The sequence below is a fragment of the Burkholderia sp. WP42 genome (genome assembly GCF_000745665.1).
GTDB classification, from domain to species: domain Bacteria; phylum Pseudomonadota; class Gammaproteobacteria; order Burkholderiales; family Burkholderiaceae; genus Burkholderia; species Burkholderia vietnamiensis.
Genome location: NZ_KN050726.1, coordinates 128379 through 149201, shown reverse-complemented (window position 1 = coordinate 149201; position 20823 = coordinate 128379). Strand labels below are relative to the sequence as shown.

Sequence of the window (20823 nt, the reverse complement as noted above, 5' to 3'; positions counted from 1 at the left end):
ATGAATCCGGCTTTCCTCATTACAGCACTGCTGTGGCTGTCGGTGGCGGGGCTCGTGTTCGCGGTCGCGAAGCGCTCGTCCTACTGGCGTCTCGGGCGCGCGACGGCGCCCGGCTCGTTCGGCGTCGCGAACCTGTTCGCGATTCCGAAGCGCTACTTCGTCGACCTGCACCACGTGGTCGCCCGCGATCCGTACATCGCGAAGACCCACGTCGCGACCGCGGGCGGCGCGATCGCCGCGCTCGCGCTGGTGTTCGTCAACTACGGCCTCGCGATCTATTCGCCGTGGCTCGACCGGCTGATCTTCGTCGCGGCGCTCGCGATGCTGGTCGGCGCGGTGTTCGTGTGGCGCCGTCGTGCGGCGAAGAACGTGCCGGCCCGGCTGTCGCGCGGCCCGTGGAACACGCTGCCGTGGATGCTCGGTTCGTTCGCGCTCGGCCTCGTGCTGTTCATGGTCGTGCCGACCGGCGCGATGTCGGGCGCGTTCGCCTTGCTCTGCGCGCTGCTGATCGCGGCCGGCGCGTTCACGATGACGGTCGGCGCCGCGAAGGGCGGCCCGATGAAGCATGCGATCGCCGGGCTGCTGCACCTCGCGTTTCACCCGCGTCAGGAACGTTTCGCGGCCACCCGTGAATCGTTCACCGGCAACGGCACCGCGACGCCGCCGACCGCGCTGAAGCTGCCCGATATCGAACACGACGAGTACGGCGTCGCGAAGCCGGTCGAATTCCGCTGGAACCAGCTGCTGAGCTTCGACGCATGCGTGCAGTGCGGCAAGTGCGAAGCCGCGTGCCCCGCGTTCGCGTCGGGCCAGCCGCTGAACCCGAAGAAGCTGATCCAGGATCTGGTCGTCGGGATGGCCGGCGGCACCGATGCCGCGTATGCGGGCAGCCCGTACCCGGGCATCCCGGTCGGCCAGCATCGCGGCGAGCCGAACGGCCCGATCGTGTCGGGCCTGATCGAAGAGCAGACGCTGTGGTCGTGCACGACCTGCCGTGCATGCGTGCAGGAGTGCCCGATGCTGATCGAGCACGTCGACGCGATCGTCGACCTGCGCCGCAACCGCACGCTGGTGCACGGCACGGTGCCGGGCAAGGGCCAGGAGGTGCTCGCGAACCTGCGCGAGACGGGCACGATGGGCGGCTACGACACGGCCGCGCGCTACGACTGGTCGGTCGACCTGAACGCGCCGATCGCGCAAGCGGGCAAGCCGGTCGACGTGCTGATCGTCGCGGGTGAAGGCGCGTTCGACATGCGCTACCAGCGCACGCTGCGTGCGTTCATCAAGGTGCTGAACAAGGCGGGCGTCGACTACGCGGTGCTCGGCGGCGCCGAGACCGACACGGGCGACGTGGCGCGCCGCCTCGGCGACGAAGCGACGTTCCAGCAGATGGCGAAGCGTCTGATCGGCACGCTCGGCGCGCTGTCGTACCAGCAGATCGTCACGGCCGATCCGCACGTGATGCACAGCCTGCGCAACGAGTATCGCGCGCTCGGGCTGCGCGTGACGGTCAAGCATCACACGACCTACCTCGCGGAGCTGGCCGACAGCGGCAAGATCGCGCCGAAGGCCGTCGATGCGCTGCGCGAGAAGCGCACCACGTACCACGATCCGTGCTATCTCGGCCGCTACAACGGCGAGACGGAGTCGCCGCGCAAGCTGCTGAAGAAGATCGGCATCCAGGTCGTCGAGATGGAGCGCAACGGCATGCGCGGGCGCTGCTGCGGCGGTGGCGGCGGTGCGCCGCTGACCGACATCCCGGGCAAGCAGCGCATTCCCGACATCCGCATCGCCGACGCGCGCGCGATCGGTGCGGACGTGGTCGCGGTCGGCTGCCCGAACTGCACGGCGATGCTCGAAGGCGTCGTGGGCCCGCGCCCCGATGTGCTCGACGTAGCCGAACTCGTTGCCGCCTCGCTGGAGTGAATCGATGAACCCGATCAAACGAATCGATCCGCGCCGGCCGTTCATCATCACGGCTGCCGGCCTGAAGCGCATCACGCTCGGCGAGGAAGGCAGCGCCGACGCGAGCGCCGCGCAGTGGTCCGCGCACGGTCATGGCGGCGCGGCCGCGAAGCCGCGCCGCGCGGTGCAGGACCCGAAGCACGTGATGCTGGTGGTCGCGCACACCGAGCGCGGCGCGCTCGACGACCACGCGCGGCAAGCGATCGCCGCCGCCGCGGTGCTCGCCGACGCGCAGACGGAAGTCGCGCTGCTGGCGTTCGGCGAACTGAAAGACGACGCGGCCGCGCTCGGCGTCGACAAGCTGGTCGAGCTGACCGGCTTCGACCGTCGCGCGTTCGCGCCCGAAAGCGAATTGCAGGCGTTGCAGGCCTGTGCGGCCGCGCTCGCGCCGAAGCACGTGCTGATGCCCGACAACGCGACGGGCGACGGCGATCTCGGCCGGCGCTACGCGGCGGCGGCCGGCGCGAGCGTCGCGACCCATGTGGTCGAGATCGACGCGAAGCACGTCGGCGCGTATGCGCACGCGGGCCGCGCGTTCGCCACCCGTGACCTGCCCGACGTGATCCTGCTCGCGCCGAACGCGGTGGAGCCGAAGCTGCCGTTCGTCGGCGCCGGCGAGCGCCTGGCTGCGGACTTCATTCATCCGACCGGCGACGCGGCCGGCGCGGCCGGTGCGGCCGACGCCTATCGCGACCTCGGCCTCGACGAAATCGACGCGGCGCAAGTCGCGCTGGAGGAAGCCGACTTCATCGTGTCGGCCGGCAACGGCGTGTCCGACATCGCCGCGTTCGAGCGGCTTGCCGGCGTGTTCGGCGCGGCGATCGGCGCGAGCCGCGTCGCGGTCGACAACGGCCATTTCACGCGCGACAAGCAGGTGGGCGCGACCGGCAAGACGGTCGAGGCGAGCGTGTACATCGCGTTCGGCATCTCCGGCGCGGTGCAGCATCTGCAGGGGATCAAGGACTGCCGCCATGTGATCGCGGTCAACCTCGACGGCAGCGCGCCGATCGCGAAGCGCGCGAACCTGACGGTCGTGGGCGACGCGCAGGCGACGATCTCGGCGCTGATCGAACAGGTGCAGGCCGCGCGCGCTGCGCGTGGACAATCGCCGGCCGCGGTCGGCGCCCGTGAAACGGAAGGAGTCGCAGCATGAACGCCCCCCGCCAGTTGCAACGCATCGCGGTGCTCGTGTCCGTGGGCCGGCATCCGGTCAGCGGCACCGCACGATACAGCCGCAACGACGCGGCCGCGCTCGAGCTTGGCCGCCAGCTCGCCGAGCGGCACCGCGCGCAGCTCGACGTCGTCCATGCGGGCGACCCCGCCAATCAGGCGCTCGCCGAATACCTCGCGCTCGGCGCGCGCGAGGTCGAGGTGCTCGCGTGCCGCGACGGCGACGACGCCGCGCACGCGCTCGCGGCCCGCGTCGAAGGCTACGACCTCGTGCTGACCGGCACCCGCGCTGAAGGCGCGTACGACACCGGCATGCTGCCGTACCGCGTCGCCGCGACGCTCGGCTACCCGCTGGTCGGTGCGGCCGTCGACGTGACGGTGGACGCCGGCCGCGCGGCGGTCCGGCAATTCTTGCCGAAGGGGCTGCGGCGCCGGGTCGACACGGCGCTGCCGGCGGTCGTCGCGGTGCATCCGCTCGCGAACGCGCAGCCGCGCTACGCGTATGCGCGGCTGCGGGCCGGCGCGATCCGGCCGGCGCTCGCGTCGAGCGGCGCGGATGCCGAGGCGGCCGCGTGGAAGGTCGGTCCGGTCGAGCGTAAACCCGTAAAACTGGTCGCCGCCGAGAAGCGCTCCGGGCACGCGCGGATGCTGTCCGCGACGACGACCGAAAGCCGCGGCGGGAACGTCGTAAATGAAGGGAGTTCAGTCGAAAAAGCACAAGTGATCCTCGCGTATTTGCGCGAGCATCAGCTCATCGACTACTGATTTTTGGGGCCTGTCGGCAACCACCCAGGGATGCAAGGAATCCGGAGCAAACGATGAAAGTATCGGCAGACATTCGCGCACTGATCGAACGACGCAAGGCAGGCTACAGCCTCGAGGCACCGTTCTATACGAGCGAGGAAATTTTCGCGCTCGACATGGAGGCAATCTTCCGCCAGCACTGGATCCAGGTCGCGGTCGAGCCTGACGTCCCGGAGCCGGGCGACTACGTGACCGTCGAGCTGGGCAGCGACTCGATCCTGATCGTGCGCGACGACGACATGGAGATCCGCGCGTTCCACAACGTGTGCCGCCACCGCGGTGCGCGCCTGTGCAACGAGGACAAGGGTTCGGTGGGCAACATCGTGTGCCCGTACCACAGCTGGACCTACAACCTGACCGGGCAGCTGATGTTCGCCGAGCACATGGGCGAGCAGTTCGACCGCTGCAAGCACAGCCTGAAGTCGGTGCACGTGCAGAACCTCGCGGGCCTGATCTTCGTGTGCCTCGCCGACGAGCCGCCGGCCGACTTCGCGCAGCTGCGCGCGCAGATGGAGCCGTACATGCTGCCGCACGATCTGCCGAACGCGAAGATCGCCGCACAGGTCGACATCATCGAGGAAGGCAACTGGAAGCTCACGATGGAGAACAACCGCGAGTGCTATCACTGCGTCGCGAACCATCCGGAGCTGACGATCTCGCTGTACGAATACGGCTTCGGCTACCAGCGCTCCGACGCGAACGCCGAAGGCATGGACGCGTTCGCGGAAACCTGCGTGCGCCGCGGCAAGGAATGGGCCGAGATGGGCCTGCCGTCCGCCGAGATCGAGAAGCTGCTCGACGTGACCGGTTTCCGCACGCAGCGCCTGCCGCTCGACCGCAGCGGCGAATCGCAGACGCTCGACGCGAAAGTCGCGTCGAAGAAGCTGCTCGGCAAGTTCGAACAGGCCGACCTCGGCGGCCTGTCGTTCTGGACGCAGCCGAATTCGTGGCATCACTTCATGAGCGACCACATCGTCAGCTTCTCGGTGATTCCGCTGTCGGCCGGCAAGACGCTCGTGCGTACCAAGTGGCTCGTGCACAAGGACGCGAAGGAAGGCATCGACTACGACGTGAAGAACCTCACGGCCGTGTGGAATGCGACCAACGACCAGGATCGCGCGCTCGTCGAATTCTCGCAGCGCGGCGCGAGCAGCAGCGCGTACGAGCCCGGCCCGTATTCGCCGTACACGGAAGGCCTCGTCGAAAAATTCTCGGCCTGGTACATCGCCCGGCTCGCCGAAAAGATCGGCGCATAGTATCCAGCAGCGGACAAGCGGAGCAAGACATGATGCGAGATGCGGCCAATTTCGAGCCGGTGGACAGCCGGGTCACGCACCCGGCGTTCTGGAACGCGCTGCCGGAGCGCTGGACGAGCGACGTCGAGGAAACGCTGGTGTGCTGCCACGTGCGGCAGGAAACGCATGACGTGAAGAGCTTCTTCTTCCGTTCGCCGCAGGGCCGTACGTTCTCGTTCGAGCCCGGGCAGTTCATCACGCTCGAGCTCGACATCGACGGCGAGACGATCAATCGCTGCTATACGATCTCGTCGTCGCCCGCGCGGCCGCACACGATTTCGATCACGGTCAAGCGGGTGCCGGGCGGCAAGGTGTCGAACTGGCTGCACGACAACCTGCAGCCGGGCGCGCCGGTGCGCGTGCTCGGCCCGGCCGGCGAATTCACCTGCGCGCGGCATCCGGCGCGCAAGTATCTGTTCCTGTCGGCCGGCTCGGGCATCACGCCGCTGATGTCGATGAGCCGCGCGCACCACGATCTCGCCGAGGATCGCGACATCATGTTCGTACACAGCGCGCGCACGCCGGACGACATCATCTTCGCGCGCGAGCTGGACCTGATCGCATCGAACCACACGAACTTCCGCACGTCGTTCGTCGTCGAGCGCGTCGGCGCGCGCACCAACTGGCCGGGCGTCACGGGTTTCCTGACGCTGCCGCTGCTGAAGCTGATCGCGCCGGACTTCATGGAGCGCGAGATCTTCACGTGCGGGCCGGCGCCGTACATGAAGGCCGTGCGCGACCTGCTCGACGAGGCCGGCTTCGACCGCAAGCAGTATCACGAGGAGAGCTTCTCGTTCGAAACGCTCGCGCAGACCGCGAGCGACGACGTGCTCGCCGAACTCGTGCCCGCGGCCGACGGCGGCGACGTCGCGACGAAGCAGTACACCGTCAGCTTCGCGAAGAGCAACCGCGAGATCTCGTGCGGCTCCGAGCAGCACGTGCTCGACGCGGCGCGCCAGTCTGGCGTGCGGCTGCCGGCATCGTGCACGCAGGGCATGTGCGGCACCTGCAAGGTGAAGCTCGTGTCGGGGCAGGTCGAGATGAAGCACAACGGCGGCATCCGCCAGCGCGAGATCGATCAGGGCATGGTGCTGCTCTGCTGCAGCAAGCCGCTGTCGGATCTCGTCATCGACAAATAGCGCGCAACGCATCGTCGGCCGTCCGTGCGCGTCGCGTGCGGACAAGCATCCGTCGCAAAATAGCGATACCGTGGATTTGTGGTTGAAGAACCTAGAGAGGCAACGCGCGGTGAGCGCATATCAAGGAGATCGACCATGAAGCTGTTCGGGAAACTGCTGTGGGCCGGCGCAGTGTCGGCGATGGTGACGCTGAGCGCGTCGGCAATCGCGGATACGAAGCCGACGCTGAAAATCGGTTACGTAGAAGGCTGGGACGACAGCGTCGCGACGTCGAACGTCGCGGCCCGCGTGATCGAGAAGAAACTCGGCTACCACGTGCAGCTGGTGCCGGTCGCCGCCGGGATCATGTGGCAAGGCGTGGCGCGCGGCGACCTCGACGCGACGCTGTCGGCGTGGCTGCCCGTCACGCACGGCTCCTACTGGAGCGAATACAAGACGAAGGTCGTCGACCTCGGCGTGAACTTTCCGGACGCGAAGATCGGCCTGATCGTGCCCGACTACGTGAAGGCGAAGAGCATCGACGATCTCAACGCCGAGAAGAGCAGCTTCGGCGGCCGCATCGTCGGTATCGACGCGGGTGCGGGCGTGATGCGCAAGACCGACGAGGCGATCAAGAGCTACGGGCTCAGCTACACGCTGATGCCGAGCTCGGGTAGCGCGATGACGGCCGAGCTGTCGCGCTCGGTCGGTGCGAACAAACCGGTGATCGTGACCGGCTGGGCACCGCACTGGATGTTCGCGAAGTGGAAGCTGCGCTTCCTCGACGATCCGAAGAAGGTGTTCGGCGGCGCGGAGCACGTCGACAGCGTCGTCAATCCGCAGCTCGAAACGAAGGCGAAGCCGGTCGTCGCGTTCCTGAAGAAGTTCCAGTGGAAGCCGGGCGAGATCGACAGCGTGATGCTGGCGATCCAGAACGGCTCGAAGCCGGATGCGGCCGCCGACGCATGGATCGCAGCGCATGCGGACCGCGTGAATGCGTGGACCGAAGGCGCGCAATAAGCCGCAATAAGCACACGACGGTTCGTCCCGCGAATCGTCACGACGACACGCCGGGAATGGCTAGCAGGAATCCGAAACAATCGTGAATCCATGCGTCCATATCCCGGCTTTCTTTTGCTGATTCTGCAAAAAACCCCGCAAGTTGTTACACTACGGCGCTCGTGCGGAGTCATCTGCTTTGCATCGAACCAGCGTAAACGCTAAAGCGCCAACACTGATCGAGAGGAGGAACTGGATGAGTCAAGCAGGACTGCGTGCGAATCGCACCAGCGATGTCGAGACAACCATCTCACATGATTCGACGGGCCACACGCTGCAGCGTGGCCTGACATGGAAAGACGCATTCTGGGTGACGAGCGGCGTGCCGGCTGGCGTGCTGTTCACGATCGGCGGCGTATGCACGACGATCGGCCAGCCCGCGTGGGCGATCTGGATCGCCGCGATCGCGATGGGGCTGATTCAAAGCGCGACTTATGCGGAAATTTCGGGGCTATTTCCTCATAAATCGGGCGGCGCGTCGGTGTACGGCGCGATTGGTTGGGTCCGTTACAGCAAGCTGATTGCCCCGGTTTCAGTGTGGTGCAACTGGCTCGCGTGGTCGCCGATGCTCGCGCTCGGCTGCGGCCTCGCGGCGAGCTACGCGCTCACGAGTCTCTTTCCCGCCGACGCGGCGGTGCTGCACTGGCAGCTCAAGGTCGCCGATCTCGGTTTCATCAAGCCCGGCCTCTCCCTGCGAATCAACGCGACGTTCATCATCGCGACGATTCTTCTCCTCATCACGTTCAAGCTCCAGCACAGCGGCGCATCGAAGGCGGCGCGCACGCAGCGCATCCTCGGCATCGCGTCGCTCACGCCGCTGTTGATCGTCGGCATCGTGCCGTTCGTCACCGGCGACGTGCCGATGTCGCATCTGCTCCCGCTGCTGCCGCTCGGTCACGACGCGAACGGCAACGTCACGGCCGCGACGTTCGGCACGTGGAACGGGCAGGGCGTCACGATGGCGCTCGGCGCGATGTTCATGGCCGGCTGGGCGTCGTATGGGTTCGAGACGGCCGTCTGCTATACGCGCGAGTTCCGCGATCCGCGCCGCGACACCGCGAAGGCGATCTTCTGGTCGGGCGCATTGTGCCTGGTCGTGATGACGCTGGTGCCGATGGCGTTCCAGGGCGCGCTCGGCACGCAGGCGCTGCTCGATCCGGCGATCGGCGACGGCACCGGCGTCGCGGCGGCGATGGCGAAGATCGTCGGCGGCGGCGTGTGGGTCGCGAATGCGGTCGTCGTGATGCTGATGCTGTCGATCCTGCTGATCGTGATGACGTCGATGATGGGCTCGTCGCGCACACTGTATCAGGCATCGGTCGACGGCTGGCTGCCGAAGTACCTGTCGCACGTGAACGAGCACGGGTCGCCCACGCGCGCGATGTGGACCGATCTCGGCTTCAATCTCGTGCTGCTGATGATGTCGGACTACATGACGGTGCTGTCGATCTCGAACGTCTGCTACATGTTGTTCGTGTTCCTGAATCTGCAGTCGGGCTGGATCCACCGGCTGGATCGCGGCAACTGGGAGCGGCCGTTCCGCTGCCCGACCTGGCTGCTCGTCGGCGGCGCGATCTGCGGCTATGCGAATCTCGTCTACGTCGGCGCCGGTGCGAACCTGCAGGGCGACGGGACGCTGCGCAACGGGCTGATCGCGATGCTGCTGATCGTGCCGGTGTTCCTGTATCGCCACTACTGGCAGGATCGCGGCTGCTTCCCCACCCAGATGCAGCGCGACATGGAGCTCGAAGTGCCGCAGCGTGCGATGTGGCTGAACCTGATGCCGTATGCGTCGCTGGTCGGCGCGGCGCTCGCGATCGGGTTGTCGTATTACTTCGCCTGGGTGAAATGAGTCACCGCGCGCGACACGCGTCGCGCGCTTCACCGAAGTGCACGTGACAAAAAAAATCGACCGGCTTTTGCCGGTCGATTTTTTTGCGCGCAGCCCGCGTCCGAGCGGGACCGTCGGCGCGCGCTTACGGAAACACCACCGTCCGGTCGCCGTTCAGGAACACGCGCCGCTCGATGAACGCCTTCACCGCGCGCGCGAGCGTGAGGGATTCGACGTCGCGGCCCACCGCCAGCAACTGCTCCGGCCGCAGCGCATGATCGACGCGCTCGACGACCTGCTCGATGATCGGGCCTTCGTCGAGATCGTCGGTCACGAAGTGCGCGGTGGCGCCGATCAGCTTCACGCCGCGCGCATGCGCCTGGTGATACGGCTTCGCTCCCTTGAAGCCGGGCAGGAACGAGTGATGGATGTTGATCGCGCGATTCGCGAGCTTCGCGCTGGTCTCCTGCGACAGCACCTGCATGTAGCGCGCGAGGATCACGAGTTCCGCGCCGCTCGATTCGAAGAAGTCGAGCCACTGCGCTTCCTGCTGCGCCTTCGTATCTGCCGTGATCGGGAAATGGCGGAACGGCAGCCCGTGCTGCGCGGCGAGCGGCTCGAAGTCGGGATGGTTCGACACGATGCCGACGATGTCCATCTTCAGCTCGCCCATCCGCCAGCGGAACAGCAGATCCGCGAGGCAGTGCTCGAGCTTCGACACCATGATCAGCACCTTGGGCCGCGCGTTGACGTCGTGAATCGCCCATTGCGTGTCGCCGCCGTCGCCGGCGAGCGCGGCCGCGATCGGCCCGAACTCGTGGCGCAGCGCGTCGATCTGCAGCGTCTCGTCGGTCGGATGAAACACGCAGCGCACGAAGAAGTGGTTGCTGAGATCGTCGTCGAACACGTTCAGCGCGTCGACATAGCAGCGATGGCGCTCGAGAAAGCCGACGACGGCGGCGACCTGGCCGGCCGCGCTCGGGCACGACAGCGTCAGGACGAATTGATCGGGGCGTGAGTCGGCGGTCATGGGATTCCTCGGGTGTCATGGGGCGCGAAGCCGCGGCGCAGCGCGGCTTCGCGCCGCGTGTCGCGGTAGCGGGAGGCTCAAGTAAATCAGGACGATTACGCGGCGGATAGAACCAACCCGCCGTGTGGCTGGTATCGGCGCGCCAGCGCCGCCGCGCCCATGCGCGATCGCGCGCGGCGCGTCACGCCGTTGCGCACGCGTCGAGCAGCCAGCGCCGGAACACGTGGGTCGCGTCGGTCTCGGGCCGTTGCGGCGGCCGCACCAGGAAGTAGCCGCGCGACGTGACGACCGGCGCGTCGACGAGTTTCACCAGTTGCCCGGACGCGACCAGCTCGTCGACGAGCGGCGACCAGCCGAGCGCGGCGCCTTCGCCGAGCAGCGCCGCGTGGATCACCAGCGCATAGCTGTTGAAGGTCACGCCGCGCGCGGCGGCCGGCGCGTCGAGGCCGTGCGCGTCGAACCAGCCGGCCCACGACAGCCAGCGCTCCGGGTGCGTCGGCTGCACGTGCAGCAGCGGCAGCGCGTGCAGATGTTCGGGCCGCGCGACGTGCGCGTGCGCCGCATGGAACGCCGGCGCGCAGACGGGCGTGACCGATTCGGGAAAGAGCCGCGCGGCCGTGCACGACGGCCAGTGGCCGTCGCCGAACAGGATCGCGATGTCCGCGTGATCGCGCTGCACGTCGTAATCCTGTGACGTGACGACGCGCACGTCGACGTCCGGCATCACGCGTTTCAGCCCGGCCAGGCGCGGCATCAGCCAGTAGGTCGCGAAACCGACGTCGGTGACGATCGTCAGCGCGCCGTGCTCGCGGCGCGCGCGCAGCGTCGCGGTCGCGCCGCGCAGCGTCTCGAGGCTCGCGCGCACGGCTTTGTACAGGCACTGGCCGTCGTTCGTCAGCGTGACGCCGCGCGGGCTGCGCTCGAACAGCGGCACGCCCAGCTCCGCTTCCAGCTGGAACACCTGCTGGCTCACGGCCGGCTGCGTCGAGCCGAGCTCGCGCGCGGCGGCCGTGAAGCTCTGCAGACGCGCGGCCGATTCGAACGCGCGCAGCGCCTGCATCGACGGTAACGATTCGGATTTCGACATAAGCCTCTCTAATGGCCCCATAAGAGCCGGACGTCTTCCCGCGCGGATTCGGGCGGGAGATAGTGCATCGGACGGCTCGGCGCCGCGCGGCCTGTCGCGATTCTAGCCAGTCGCGGCCCGAGCGCGCGGCACTTCGTGCAGCCGCGTCCGTCATGCCGGCTGCGTCGCTGCAACAGCGTCGCGCCGTTCCGTTCGAACACCGATTTCCCCACGACCGCCGATGACGAACCCGACTCCCAACATCCTGATCCTGATGGCCGACCAGCTCACGCCTTTCGCGTTGCCGGCCTACGGCAACCGCGTCGCGCGCACGCCGACGCTCGACCGGCTCGCCGCGCAAGGCGTGGTGTTCGACGCCGCGTACTGCGCGAGCCCGCTGTGCGCGCCGTCGCGCTTCTCGCTGCTGACCGGCAAGCTGCCGTCGCGTATCGGCGCCTACGATAACGCCGCCGAATTGCCCGCGCAAACGCTGACCTTCGCGCACTACCTGCGCGCGGGCGGTTACCGGACGATGCTGTCCGGGAAAATGCACTTCTGCGGCCCCGACCAGTTGCACGGCTTCGAGGAGCGGCTCACGACCGACATCTATCCGGCCGACTTCGGCTGGGTGCCCGACTGGGACCACCCGACCGAGCGGCCGAGCTGGTATCACAACATGAGCTCGGTGCTCGACGCCGGGCCGTGCGTGCGCACCAATCAGCTCGATTTCGACGACGAAGTGACGTTCGCGGCCCGCCAGAAGCTGTTCGACGTCGCGCGCGAGCGTGCGGCCGGCCACGACGCACGGCCGTTCTGCATGGTCGTGTCGTTGACGCATCCGCACGATCCGTATGCGATCACGCGCGAATACTGGGACCTGTACCGCGACGACGAGATCGACATGCCGGCGGTGCGGCTCGACGCCCAGCAGAGCGATCCGCATTCGCAGCGGCTGCGCTTCGTCTGCGAGAACGACCGTACGCCGCCGACCGACGCGCAGATCCGCGCCGCCCGCCGCGCATACTACGGCGCGACCTCGTACGTCGACGCGCAGTTCGCCAGCGTGCTCGCCGCGCTCGAGCAATGCGGCTTCGCCGACGACACGATCGTGATCGTCACGTCCGACCACGGCGACATGCTCGGCGAGCGCGGGCTCTGGTACAAGATGACGTTCTTCGAGGGCGGCTGCCGCGTGCCGCTGATCGTGCATGCGCCGCGGCGCTTCGACGCGGCGCGCGTGCGCACGCCGGTGTCGCACCTCGACCTGCTACCGACGCTGGTGGACCTCGCCGGTGTGACGCCGGCCGGCGGCTGGCCGGACCCGGTCGACGGCGCGAGCCTCGTGCCGCAGCTGCGCGGCGCGCCGGCGCACGACGTCGCGCTCGGCGAATATCTCGCCGAAGGCGCGGTCGCGCCGATCGTGATGATTCGCCGCGGCGACTGGAAGTACGTGCACTGCGCGGCCGATCCCGACCAGCTGTACAACCTCGCCGACGATCCGCACGAGCGCATGAACCTGGCCGGCCTGCCCGACGCGGCGGAGGTGCTCGCCGCGTTGCGCGCGGAGGCCGCGCGGCGCTGGAACCTGACCGAGCTCGACGCGCAGGTGCGCGCGAGCCAGCGGCGCCGGCGCTTCCATTACGCGGCGACCACGCAGGGCCGCATCCACGCATGGGACTGGCAGCCGTTCACCGACGCGAGCCAGCGCTACATGCGCAATCACATCGAACTCGACACGCTCGAAGCGATGGCGCGCTTCCCGCGCGTCGGCCGCTGAACGCATACATCGCGCACACCGACGAACGACGGAGGAACCGACTCATGAAACGGCAATGCAATGCAGCAATCCGCAGACTCGGCACGGCGCTCGCCGCAGCCGCCTGCGTCGCGGCGACGGCGCTGCAGCCCGCGCACGCCGCCGACGCGCAGACGTGTCGCGACGTGAAGATGGCGGCGCCCGGCTGGACCGACATCGACGCGACCAACGCGATGGCCGGCGTGGTGCTGAAGGCGCTCGGCTACCGCCAGGACGTGGCGAACCTGTCGGTGCCGATCACGTACCAGGGGCTGAAGAAAGGGCAGGTCGACGTGTTCCTCGGCAACTGGATGCCCGCACAGGCGCCGCTCGTGAAGCCGTTCGTCGACGAGAAGGCGATCGACGTGCTGCACGCGAACCTGAGCGGTGCGAAATTCACGCTTGCGGTGCCCGACTACGTGGCGGCGGCCGGCGTGCACACGTTCGCCGATCTCGCGGCCCACGCGGACCAGTTCGGCGGCAAGATCTACGGGATCGAGCCGGGCGCGCCCGCGAACCAGAACATCAAGCGGATGCTCGCCGATCATGCGCTGGGCGCGGCGAACTGGTCGCTGGTCGAATCGAGCGAGACGGGGATGCTCACGCAGGTCGAGCGCGCGGTGCGCGACAAGCGCTGGATCGTGTTCCTCGCGTGGGAGCCGCACCTGATGAACACCAAGTTCCATCTGACCTACCTGTCGGGCGGCGACGCGTACTTCGGGCCGAACTACGGCGGCGCGACCGTCAACACCGTGACGCGCGCGGGCTTTGCCGGCCAGTGCGCGAACCTCGCGCGGCTGTTCCGGCAGATGACGTTCTCCGTCGACGTCGAGAACCGCATGATCGCCGACATGCTCGACCACAAGACGCCCCCCGCCGTCGCGGCGCAGCACGTGCTGAAAGCGGACCCGCCGCTGGTCGAGCGCTGGCTCGACGGCGTGACGACCGCGGCCGGCGCACCCGCGCTGCCGGCCGTGCGCGCGGCGCTCGACGCGCGCTGACGGCCCCTCGGGCGGCCGGTTGCGGCCGCGCCGCCCGTCTCCGTGTTTTCCCGAACGGTCGTAACGAGACTATTTGTTGTCGCCTTTAGACGGGTGAGCCGAAATATGGGTTTGTACTTTTTGCCAATGGCTGCGTTATTGCGGAATACGTAATAGCGAAGCCAGAGGAGTACAAAATTCGAATCAGCCAGCGCAATGCGGCGCGCGCCAGCCAAGATTCCTTCCATCGAACGGTTCAGGGGGTAGTCGACAATGAAGCAAACGAAAGTTGCCGTAGCCGCCGCGCTCGCGTGCGCGGCCTGCATTCCCACCATCGGCCACGCGCAGAGCAGCGTGACGCTGTACGGGATTCTCGACGCCGGCATCACGTACGTGAACAACACGGGCGGCTCGCACGTGGTGAAGTTCGACGACGGCGTCTCGTACGGGAACCGCTTCGGCCTGAAAGGCACGGAAGATCTCGGCGGCGGCCTGAAGGCGGTGTTCGCGCTCGAGAGCGGTTTCCACCTCGGCAACGGGCAGCTCGGCTTCGGCGGCGCCGAATTCGGCAGGCAGGCTTATGTCGGGCTGCAGAACGACTGGGGCACGCTGTCGTTCGGCAACCAGCTCGACATCACGAACGAACTCGTATCGATCTACAACATCTCGGCGTGGGGCAGCGGCTATGCGATCCACCAGGGCGACTTCGACCGGTTCAACGGCGACCGCCTGCCGAATTCGGTGAAGTTCCTGTCGAACGACCTGAGTGGCTTCAAGTTCGGCGCGATGTACTCGTTCGGCAACGTCGCCGGCAACTTCCATCGCAACAGCGCGTGGAGCGCGGGCGCGAGCTTCACGAAGGGCGACTTCTCGATCGGCGCCGCGTACACGCGCCTGAACAACCCGAACGGCATCTATGCGTTCGACCCGTACGCGATGATCGGCACGCATACGTTCCTCGGGCAGCAAACGGTCACCGTCGATCCGGCCACCGGAGCACGCACCGACCTGTTCGCGAACACGGCGATGGACGTCGACAGCCAGGGCACGTTCGGCATCGGCACGAGCTACACGATCGGCAAGCTGTCGCTCGACGCGAACTTCTCGTACACGACGATCAAGGGCTTCGGCCAATCGTCGCACATGCAGGTCTACGAAGGCGGCGGCATGTACCAGTTCACGCCGGCGCTCAGCTTCATCGCCGGCTACCAGCACACGCGCTTCGAGGGCCACCACTGGAACCAGGGCACGGCCGGCCTGCACTACCTGCTGTCGAAGCGCACCGACGTGTACATCTCCGGCGATTACCTGCGCGCGTCGCAGGGCGTCGACGCGGTGATCGGCTACAGCTTCACGCCGTCGACCACGCAGACGCAGGCCGACGTGCGGATCGGGATGCGGCATTCGTTCTGAGCCCGGCAGGGTAGTTCATTCGACGTCTTCAGCGAGGTCTCTCTTTCGCGCGAACTGCGGTTCGCGCTTTTTTTTTTGCTGCGATTTTTGTTGCGATAGGGCGCCGGGTGCGACATGCGCGTGCCGAGCGCGGTCGCGGCACTTGACGATATCATCGCGGTTCGACACGCGCCGTGTCGCGCCGATCGCCTGCCGGCGACACGACGATATCCCGTCGATATCCCGCCGATGACCCGATGACCACCCCGTTACCCGAATCCGCTCCGCCGTCGCCGCTACCGGCGAATCTGTTCCGCCATGCGCCGTTCCAGCGTTTCTGGGGGACGCGCGTGACGTCGTCCCTAGCGTTCCAGATCCTGTCGGTCGCGATCGGCTGGTACGTTTATACGCTCACGCACAGCGCGTTCGCGCTCGGCCTCGTCGGGCTTGCGCAGTTCGTGCCGATGTTCGCGCTGACGCTCGTCGTCGGGCAGGTGGCCGACCGCTACGACCGGCGGCGCATCGCGACGATCTGTCAGAGCGTCGAGGCGCTGGCTGCCGGCGTGTTCGTGCTCGGCGCGGCACGCGGCTGGCTGACGGCGCCGGGCGTCTACGCGCTCGCGGCGCTCGTCGGCACCGCGCGCGCGTTCGAATCGCCGTCGGTGTCGTCGCTGCTGCCGGCCGTCGTGCCGCGCGGCGACCTGCCGCGCGCGACCGCGCTGTCCACCTCGGCCAACCAGGCCGCGCAGATTCTCGGGCCGGCGTTCGGCGGCCTGCTGTACGGCGTCGGCGCACCGGCCGCGTTCGGCACGAGCGCCGCCGCGTTCGCGATTGCCGCGGTGCTCAGCGGCACCATCCCGCTGCGCAGCGCGCCGCCCGCGCGCGAGCCGGTCACGCTGCGTTCGGTGTTCTCGGGCATCGCGTTCATCCGGCGCGAGCCGGCGATCCTCGGCGCGCTGTCGCTCGACCTGTTCGCCGTGCTGTTCGGCGGCGCGACCGCGCTGTTGCCGATCTATGCGCGCGACATCCTGCAGGTCGGGCCGTGGGGGCTCGGCGCGCTGCGCGCGGCGCCGGCCGTCGGCGCGCTCGCGGGCACGCTGTGGCTCACGCGCTTTCCGCTCGACGTGCGGCCGGGCCGCGCGATGTTCGGCGGCGTGATCGCGTTCGGCATCGCGACGATCGTGTTCGGCCTGTCGCGGCATTTCGCGCTGTCGCTCGTCGCGCTGGCGGCATTGGGCGCGTCGGACGTGGTGAGCGTCGTCGTGCGTCTGTCGCTCGTACAGCTGCGCACGCCGGACGACATGCTCGGGCGCGTGAGCGCGGTGAATTCGCTGTTCATCGGCACGTCGAACCAGCTCGGCGAATTCGAATCGGGCGTGACGGCCGCATGGTGGGGCGCGCCGGCGGCGATCGTCGTCGGCGGCACGGCGACGATCGCGGTCGCGCTCGCGTGGATGCGCCTGTTTCCTCAGCTGACCGGCATGAAGTCGCTCGAACGCGACCGGTGATGCGCGTCACGCATCGGGCGTCACGCACACCGCGGTGCCGTAGCAGATCACTTCGGTGACGCCCGAGCCGATCTCGGTCGAGTCGTAGCGCATCGCGACGATCGCGTTCGCGCCGAGCTTGCGCGCATCCGCGAGCATCTTCTCGAATGCCTGCTCGCGCGCCTTCTCGCACAGCGACGTATAGAGCGTGATGTTGCCGCCGAAGATGGTCTGCAGCGCCGCGCCGAACGAGCCGACGATCGAGCGCGAACGCACGATGATGCCCTGCGCGACGCCGAGCGAGCGGACGGTCGTGTGGCCCGGCAGATCGAAGGCGGTCGTGACGCGTGCGGGCGTGAGCGCATCGGCGGAGCGGGAAAGGTCGGTCATGGCGGCGCACCGTATCGCGGAAGTGGATGGACGACGATTCTATCCGGAATGACGGGCCTGCCCGGCGCGGGCCGCGCGCATGCCGGGCGCGCGCACGGGCTGCGCGATCGCTTTCGTCCGCTATCCGCCTCGTTCATTCGCCGCGTCGATCGTGCATCCGCGCGAAGGCATCGCGCAATTCCACACAGAATGCATCGCCGAGCATCGACAGCGGCTGCGACGCGGACGTCACCAGATAGAAGTGATCGGGCACGGCCGGCTCGAACGGCTTCACGGCCACGCGATGCCCGGCAAAGGCCGCCGTCACCGGATCGATCAGCGCGACGCCGGCGCCGTTCGCGACGAAGGCGACGATCGTCTGCGACAGCTGCGCCTCGATCGACAGCACGCGCGACACGCCGGCCTCGACGAACAAGCGGTCGATCGCGCTGCGCGCGTCGAAGCTCGGCGGAAACGAGATGAACGACTCGCCGCTCAGATCGGCCGGCCGCACCACGCGCTTGCGCGCGAGCCGGTGCCCGCGCGGCACGATGCAGCACATCGCGCCTTCCGCGAGACGCTCGGTGCGCACCGCCGGATGCGGGACCGGCTCCGCGATCAAGCCGACGTCGCACTGGCCCGACGCGACCTTGTCGACCACGGTGGACGCGCTGTGCGCGAGCAGCGTGATGTCGACGCCCGGATGCGCGTGCGAGAAACGCGTGACGAGTTCCGGCAGCAGGTCGAGCGCGACGGCCGGCGCGCTGTGGTCGCCGAACGACGGCCATGCGAATCCGCTCTATACGCTGCGCGCGATGCTGCAGGCGTTCGTGCAAAGCGGCGGCGTCTATCTGCCGCGCAACCCGGTGAACGAGATCCGTCCGCATGCCGGGCGCTTCGAGGTCGACACGCGCGAAGGCCGTCTCGAAGCGGGGCGCATCGTGCTCGCGGCCGGACTCGACAATGCGCGCCTCGCGCCGATGGTCGACATGCACGCGCCGATCGCGCCGCTGCGCGGCCAGATCATGGTCACCGAACGGCTCGCGCCGTTTCTCGACTATCCGACGCTGGTCGTGCGCCAGACGCCCGAGGGTTCGGTGCTGCTCGGCGATTCGGCGGAAGACGTCGGCTTCGACGACGGCCAGACACGTGCCGCGATGGTCGACATCGCACGCCGCGCACGCACCGCGTTTCCGGCGCTCGCGCATGCGCGCATCGTCCGGGCCTGGGGCGCGCTGCGCATCATGACGCCCGACGGGCTGCCCGTGTACGAAGCGTCGACTGCGCATCCCGGCGCGTTCGTCGCGATCTGCCACAGTGGCGTGACGCTCGCGGCCGCGCCTGCCGAACTCGCGCGCTGGCTCGGCAGGGATTACGTCGCCGGCCGGCCGCTCGTCGACGCGTTGCATGCGAGCGGCGCGCGTTATCTGCCGCGCAGCACGGTATGGCAGGTGGCGTTGGAGCCGGAGCCGGTCGCGATGCTGACGCGAAGCGGTCCGTCGGGCGGCACGCTCGAAATCGGCGCGCGCGCGGTGCTGATCGCGGCCGGCGCGCAGGAGCGGCCGTGGCCGATACCGGGCTGGACGCTGCCGGGCGTGATGGGCGTCGGCGCCGCGCAGTCGTTGCTGAAATCGTCGGGGCTCGCGCCGTCGGCCGACACCGTGCTCGCCGGCAGCGGCCCGCTGCTGTGGCTGTTCGCGGCGCAATTGCTGAACGCGGGCAGGCGCGTGCGCGCGCTGGTCGACACGACGCCGCGCGATGCGTGGCGCCGTGCGCTTCCGCACGCGCTGCCGGCGCTGCGCGGCGCCGACTATCTGCTCAAGGGCTGGCGCATGCTGCGTGCGGTGCGCGATGCGGGCATCGCGGTTCATCGCGGCGCGACCGACGTGCGGATCGACGGCGACGGCCGCGCGCAAGCCATCCACTTTCGCGGCGCGCACGGCATCGCGCATTCGCTCGACACGTCGCTCGTGCTGTTGCACCAGGGCGTGATTCCGTCGACGCAGCTCGCGCGCGCGCTCGGCTGCGCGCATGAATGGGACGGACGCGCGGCATGCTGGCGGCCGCAATGCGACGCGCGCGGCCGCAGCAGCGTCGCGCCGGTCTGGATTGCCGGCGACGGCGCCGGCATCGGCGGCGCGCAGGCCGCGGCACTGGCGGGCGAAGTCGCCGCGCTCGACGTTGCTGCCGCGCTCGGCGTGCTCGATCGGCACGCGCAGGCCGAACGCGAGCGCCCGTTGCTGCGTGCGCGGCGCCGTCATCTCGCCGTGCGTCCTCTGCTCGATGCGCTCTATACGCCGCCCGCCATGCTGCGCCGCCCCGACGGCGACACCATCGTATGCCGCTGCGAGGAGATCACGGCCGCCGAAATACGCGGCCTCGCGGCGCTCGGCTGTCCGGGGCCGAACCAGATGAAGGCGTTCACGCGCTGTGGAATGGGGCCGTGCCAGGGGCGCTGGTGCAGCACGACGGTCGGCGAACTGATCGCCGACGTGCAGCGGCGCGACGTCGGCGACGTGGGCCACTACCGGATCCGCGCGCCGATCAAGCCCGTGACCGTCGGCGAGATGGCCGACGCGCTTGAACTGTCGAACGATTTCCGGCGCGGCGAATTCCCGAGCTGACGCACGGCCCGCGCATGCCCCAGCTTGCCCACCCGAACGGAGCCTGACCATGAAGAACAAGACCCGCATCACGATCCTGCTTTCCGCCGCCACGATGGCCTTCGCGACGCTGGCGTCGGCGAAGGAGTGGACGACGATCCGCATCGGCGTGGACCCGACCTATCCGCCGTTCGAATCGACCGCGACCGACGGCAGCGTGCAGGGCTTCGACGTCGACCTCGGCAATGCGCTGTGCGCGAAGCTGAACGCGAAATGCGTGTGGGTGTCGAGCAGCTTCGACGGACTGATTCCGGGCCTGCAGGCGCGCAAGTTCGACGTGATCCTGTCGTCGATGGCCGCGACCGAACAGCGCCGCCAGCAGATCGACTTCACCGACCGCCTGTACCGCAACCAGACGCGCCTGATCGCCCGCACGGGCGCCGGGCTGCTGCCCGACGCGGCGAAGCTCGCCGGCAAGCGCATCGCGGTCGAACAGGGGACGATCCAGGAGACCTATGCGCGCGAGAAATGGGCGCCGGCGAAGGTCGAGGTCGTGCCGTACCCGAGCTACGACCAGGCGTATGCGGACCTCGTGACGGGGCGCATCGACGGCGTGCTGATGGATGCGGTGCAGGGCCAGCTCGGCTTCCTGGCGACGCCGCGCGGCAAGGGCTTCTCGTTCGCGGGCGGCGTCGTGTTCGATCCGCGGATCATGGGCAACGGCGACGCGATCGGCGTGCGCAAGGCCGATACCGACCTGCGCGACGCGCTGAATCGCGCGATCGCGCAGATTCGCAGCGACGGCACGTATCGCAAGATCGAGTCGAAGTACTTCGACTTCGACATGTACGGGAATTGA

16 protein-coding genes and 1 pseudogene are annotated in these 20823 nt (G+C 68.3%); 13 read left to right on the top strand and 4 right to left on the bottom strand.

From position 1 onward, the window contains the following. The 7 genes from EX20_RS28625 to EX20_RS28595 all read left to right on the top strand — a co-directional run bounded on the left by EX20_RS28625 (window position 1) and on the right by EX20_RS28595 (window position 9263). Window positions 1-1926: a (Fe-S)-binding protein gene (locus EX20_RS28625; RefSeq protein WP_034195495.1), complete on the top strand. Its 1926-nt coding sequence runs from the start codon at window positions 1-3 to the stop codon at window positions 1924-1926. Window positions 1927-1930: 4 nt separating this feature from the next. After that, window positions 1931-3118 carry an electron transfer flavoprotein subunit alpha/FixB family protein gene (locus EX20_RS28620; protein ID WP_011880771.1) on the top strand — a complete coding sequence of 396 codons (1188 nt, stop codon included), beginning with the start codon at window positions 1931-1933 and terminating at the stop codon, window positions 3116-3118. Then, the gene (locus EX20_RS28615; protein WP_034195494.1) at window positions 3115-3900 is read left to right on the top strand and encodes an electron transfer flavoprotein subunit beta/FixA family protein; all 786 of its coding nucleotides are present in this window, start codon (window positions 3115-3117) and stop codon (window positions 3898-3900) included. Before EX20_RS28620 ends, EX20_RS28615 begins: the two co-directional genes overlap by 4 nt. A gap of 53 nt (window positions 3901-3953) precedes the next feature. Further along, window positions 3954-5195: an aromatic ring-hydroxylating oxygenase subunit alpha gene (locus EX20_RS28610; RefSeq protein ID WP_011880769.1), complete on the top strand. Its 1242-nt coding sequence runs from the start codon at window positions 3954-3956 to the stop codon at window positions 5193-5195. 29 nt (window positions 5196-5224) lie between these two features. Beyond that, entirely contained in the window at window positions 5225-6373 is a 1149-nt protein-coding gene (locus EX20_RS28605; RefSeq protein WP_011880768.1) for an FAD-binding oxidoreductase, read from the top strand. Window positions 6374-6508: 135 nt separating this feature from the next. Continuing rightward, entirely contained in the window at window positions 6509-7372 is an 864-nt protein-coding gene (locus EX20_RS28600; RefSeq protein ID WP_034195493.1) for a glycine betaine ABC transporter substrate-binding protein, read from the top strand. Between the two features lie 235 nt (window positions 7373-7607). Continuing rightward, window positions 7608-9263: an APC family permease gene (locus EX20_RS28595; protein ID WP_034195492.1), complete on the top strand. Its 1656-nt coding sequence runs from the start codon at window positions 7608-7610 to the stop codon at window positions 9261-9263. 124 nt (window positions 9264-9387) lie between these two features. On the opposite strand, the gene purU is transcribed toward EX20_RS28595, so the two are convergent. After that, window positions 9388-10272, bottom strand: coding sequence for a formyltetrahydrofolate deformylase (gene purU / locus EX20_RS28590; protein WP_011880765.1), 885 nt, complete (start codon window positions 10270-10272; stop codon window positions 9388-9390). A 181-nt stretch (window positions 10273-10453) separates the two neighbouring features. Next, window positions 10454-11380: a choline sulfate utilization transcriptional regulator gene (locus EX20_RS28585; RefSeq protein WP_072465479.1), complete on the bottom strand. Its 927-nt coding sequence runs from the start codon at window positions 11378-11380 to the stop codon at window positions 10454-10456. A gap of 199 nt (window positions 11381-11579) precedes the next feature. Between EX20_RS28585 and betC the strand changes: the two genes are divergently transcribed. The 4 genes from betC to EX20_RS28565 all read left to right on the top strand — a co-directional run bounded on the left by betC (window position 11580) and on the right by EX20_RS28565 (window position 17013). Beyond that, entirely contained in the window at window positions 11580-13115 is a 1536-nt protein-coding gene (gene betC / locus EX20_RS28580; RefSeq protein ID WP_034195490.1) for a choline-sulfatase, read from the top strand. Window positions 13116-13159: 44 nt separating this feature from the next. Beyond that, window positions 13160-14134 (top strand): choline ABC transporter substrate-binding protein, encoded by a 975-nt coding sequence (choX, locus tag EX20_RS28575; RefSeq protein WP_034195489.1) that lies wholly within the window; start codon window positions 13160-13162, stop codon window positions 14132-14134. 252 nt (window positions 14135-14386) lie between these two features. After that, a complete protein-coding gene (locus EX20_RS28570; RefSeq protein ID WP_034195488.1) occupies window positions 14387-15526 on the top strand; it encodes a porin in 1140 nt (379 codons plus the stop codon). A gap of 236 nt (window positions 15527-15762) precedes the next feature. Next, window positions 15763-17013, top strand: a complete 1251-nt coding sequence (locus tag EX20_RS28565; RefSeq protein ID WP_034195487.1) for an MFS transporter — start codon at window positions 15763-15765, stop codon at window positions 17011-17013. A 6-nt stretch (window positions 17014-17019) separates the two neighbouring features. On the opposite strand, the gene EX20_RS28560 is transcribed toward EX20_RS28565, so the two are convergent. Both EX20_RS28560 and EX20_RS28555 read right to left on the bottom strand, forming a co-directional pair. After that, window positions 17020-17382 carry a YbjQ family protein gene (locus EX20_RS28560; RefSeq protein ID WP_034195486.1) on the bottom strand — a complete coding sequence of 121 codons (363 nt, stop codon included), beginning with the start codon at window positions 17380-17382 and terminating at the stop codon, window positions 17020-17022. Window positions 17383-17515: 133 nt separating this feature from the next. After that, window positions 17516-18124: pseudogene (locus EX20_RS28555) on the bottom strand (LysR substrate-binding domain-containing protein); the annotation flags it as partial. Between EX20_RS28555 and EX20_RS28550 the strand changes: the two are divergent. After that, on the top strand, window positions 18051-19985 hold the full coding sequence (locus EX20_RS28550) for an FAD-dependent oxidoreductase (protein ID WP_081350646.1): 1935 nt from the start codon (window positions 18051-18053) through the stop codon (window positions 19983-19985). The pseudogene EX20_RS28555 and the gene EX20_RS28550 overlap by 74 nt on opposite strands. A gap of 49 nt (window positions 19986-20034) precedes the next feature. Then, the gene (locus EX20_RS28545) at window positions 20035-20823 is read left to right on the top strand and encodes an ABC transporter substrate-binding protein (protein ID WP_011880754.1); all 789 of its coding nucleotides are present in this window, start codon (window positions 20035-20037) and stop codon (window positions 20821-20823) included.

What these genes read in the sequence shown, in the direction of transcription:
- EX20_RS28625 (WP_034195495.1), top strand. Translation starts at nt 1, where the DNA reads ATGAATCCGGCTTTCCTCATTACAGCACTGCTGTGGCTGTCGGTGGCG.
- EX20_RS28620 (WP_011880771.1), top strand. Translation starts at nt 1,931, where the DNA reads ATGAACCCGATCAAACGAATCGATCCGCGCCGGCCGTTCATCATCACG.
- EX20_RS28615 (WP_034195494.1), top strand. Translation starts at nt 3,115, where the DNA reads ATGAACGCCCCCCGCCAGTTGCAACGCATCGCGGTGCTCGTGTCCGTG.
- EX20_RS28610 (WP_011880769.1), top strand. Translation starts at nt 3,954, where the DNA reads ATGAAAGTATCGGCAGACATTCGCGCACTGATCGAACGACGCAAGGCA.
- EX20_RS28605 (WP_011880768.1), top strand. Translation starts at nt 5,225, where the DNA reads ATGATGCGAGATGCGGCCAATTTCGAGCCGGTGGACAGCCGGGTCACG.
- EX20_RS28600 (WP_034195493.1), top strand. Translation starts at nt 6,509, where the DNA reads ATGAAGCTGTTCGGGAAACTGCTGTGGGCCGGCGCAGTGTCGGCGATG.
- EX20_RS28595 (WP_034195492.1), top strand. Translation starts at nt 7,608, where the DNA reads ATGAGTCAAGCAGGACTGCGTGCGAATCGCACCAGCGATGTCGAGACA.
- purU (WP_011880765.1), bottom strand. Translation starts at nt 10,272, where the DNA reads ATGACCGCCGACTCACGCCCCGATCAATTCGTCCTGACGCTGTCGTGC.
- EX20_RS28585 (WP_072465479.1), bottom strand. Translation starts at nt 11,380, where the DNA reads ATGGGGCCATTAGAGAGGCTTATGTCGAAATCCGAATCGTTACCGTCG.
- betC (WP_034195490.1), top strand. Translation starts at nt 11,580, where the DNA reads ATGACGAACCCGACTCCCAACATCCTGATCCTGATGGCCGACCAGCTC.
- choX (WP_034195489.1), top strand. Translation starts at nt 13,160, where the DNA reads ATGAAACGGCAATGCAATGCAGCAATCCGCAGACTCGGCACGGCGCTC.
- EX20_RS28570 (WP_034195488.1), top strand. Translation starts at nt 14,387, where the DNA reads ATGAAGCAAACGAAAGTTGCCGTAGCCGCCGCGCTCGCGTGCGCGGCC.
- EX20_RS28565 (WP_034195487.1), top strand. Translation starts at nt 15,763, where the DNA reads ATGACCACCCCGTTACCCGAATCCGCTCCGCCGTCGCCGCTACCGGCG.
- EX20_RS28560 (WP_034195486.1), bottom strand. Translation starts at nt 17,382, where the DNA reads ATGACCGACCTTTCCCGCTCCGCCGATGCGCTCACGCCCGCACGCGTC.
- EX20_RS28550 (WP_081350646.1), top strand. Translation starts at nt 18,051, where the DNA reads ATGTCGACGCCCGGATGCGCGTGCGAGAAACGCGTGACGAGTTCCGGC.
- EX20_RS28545 (WP_011880754.1), top strand. Translation starts at nt 20,035, where the DNA reads ATGAAGAACAAGACCCGCATCACGATCCTGCTTTCCGCCGCCACGATG.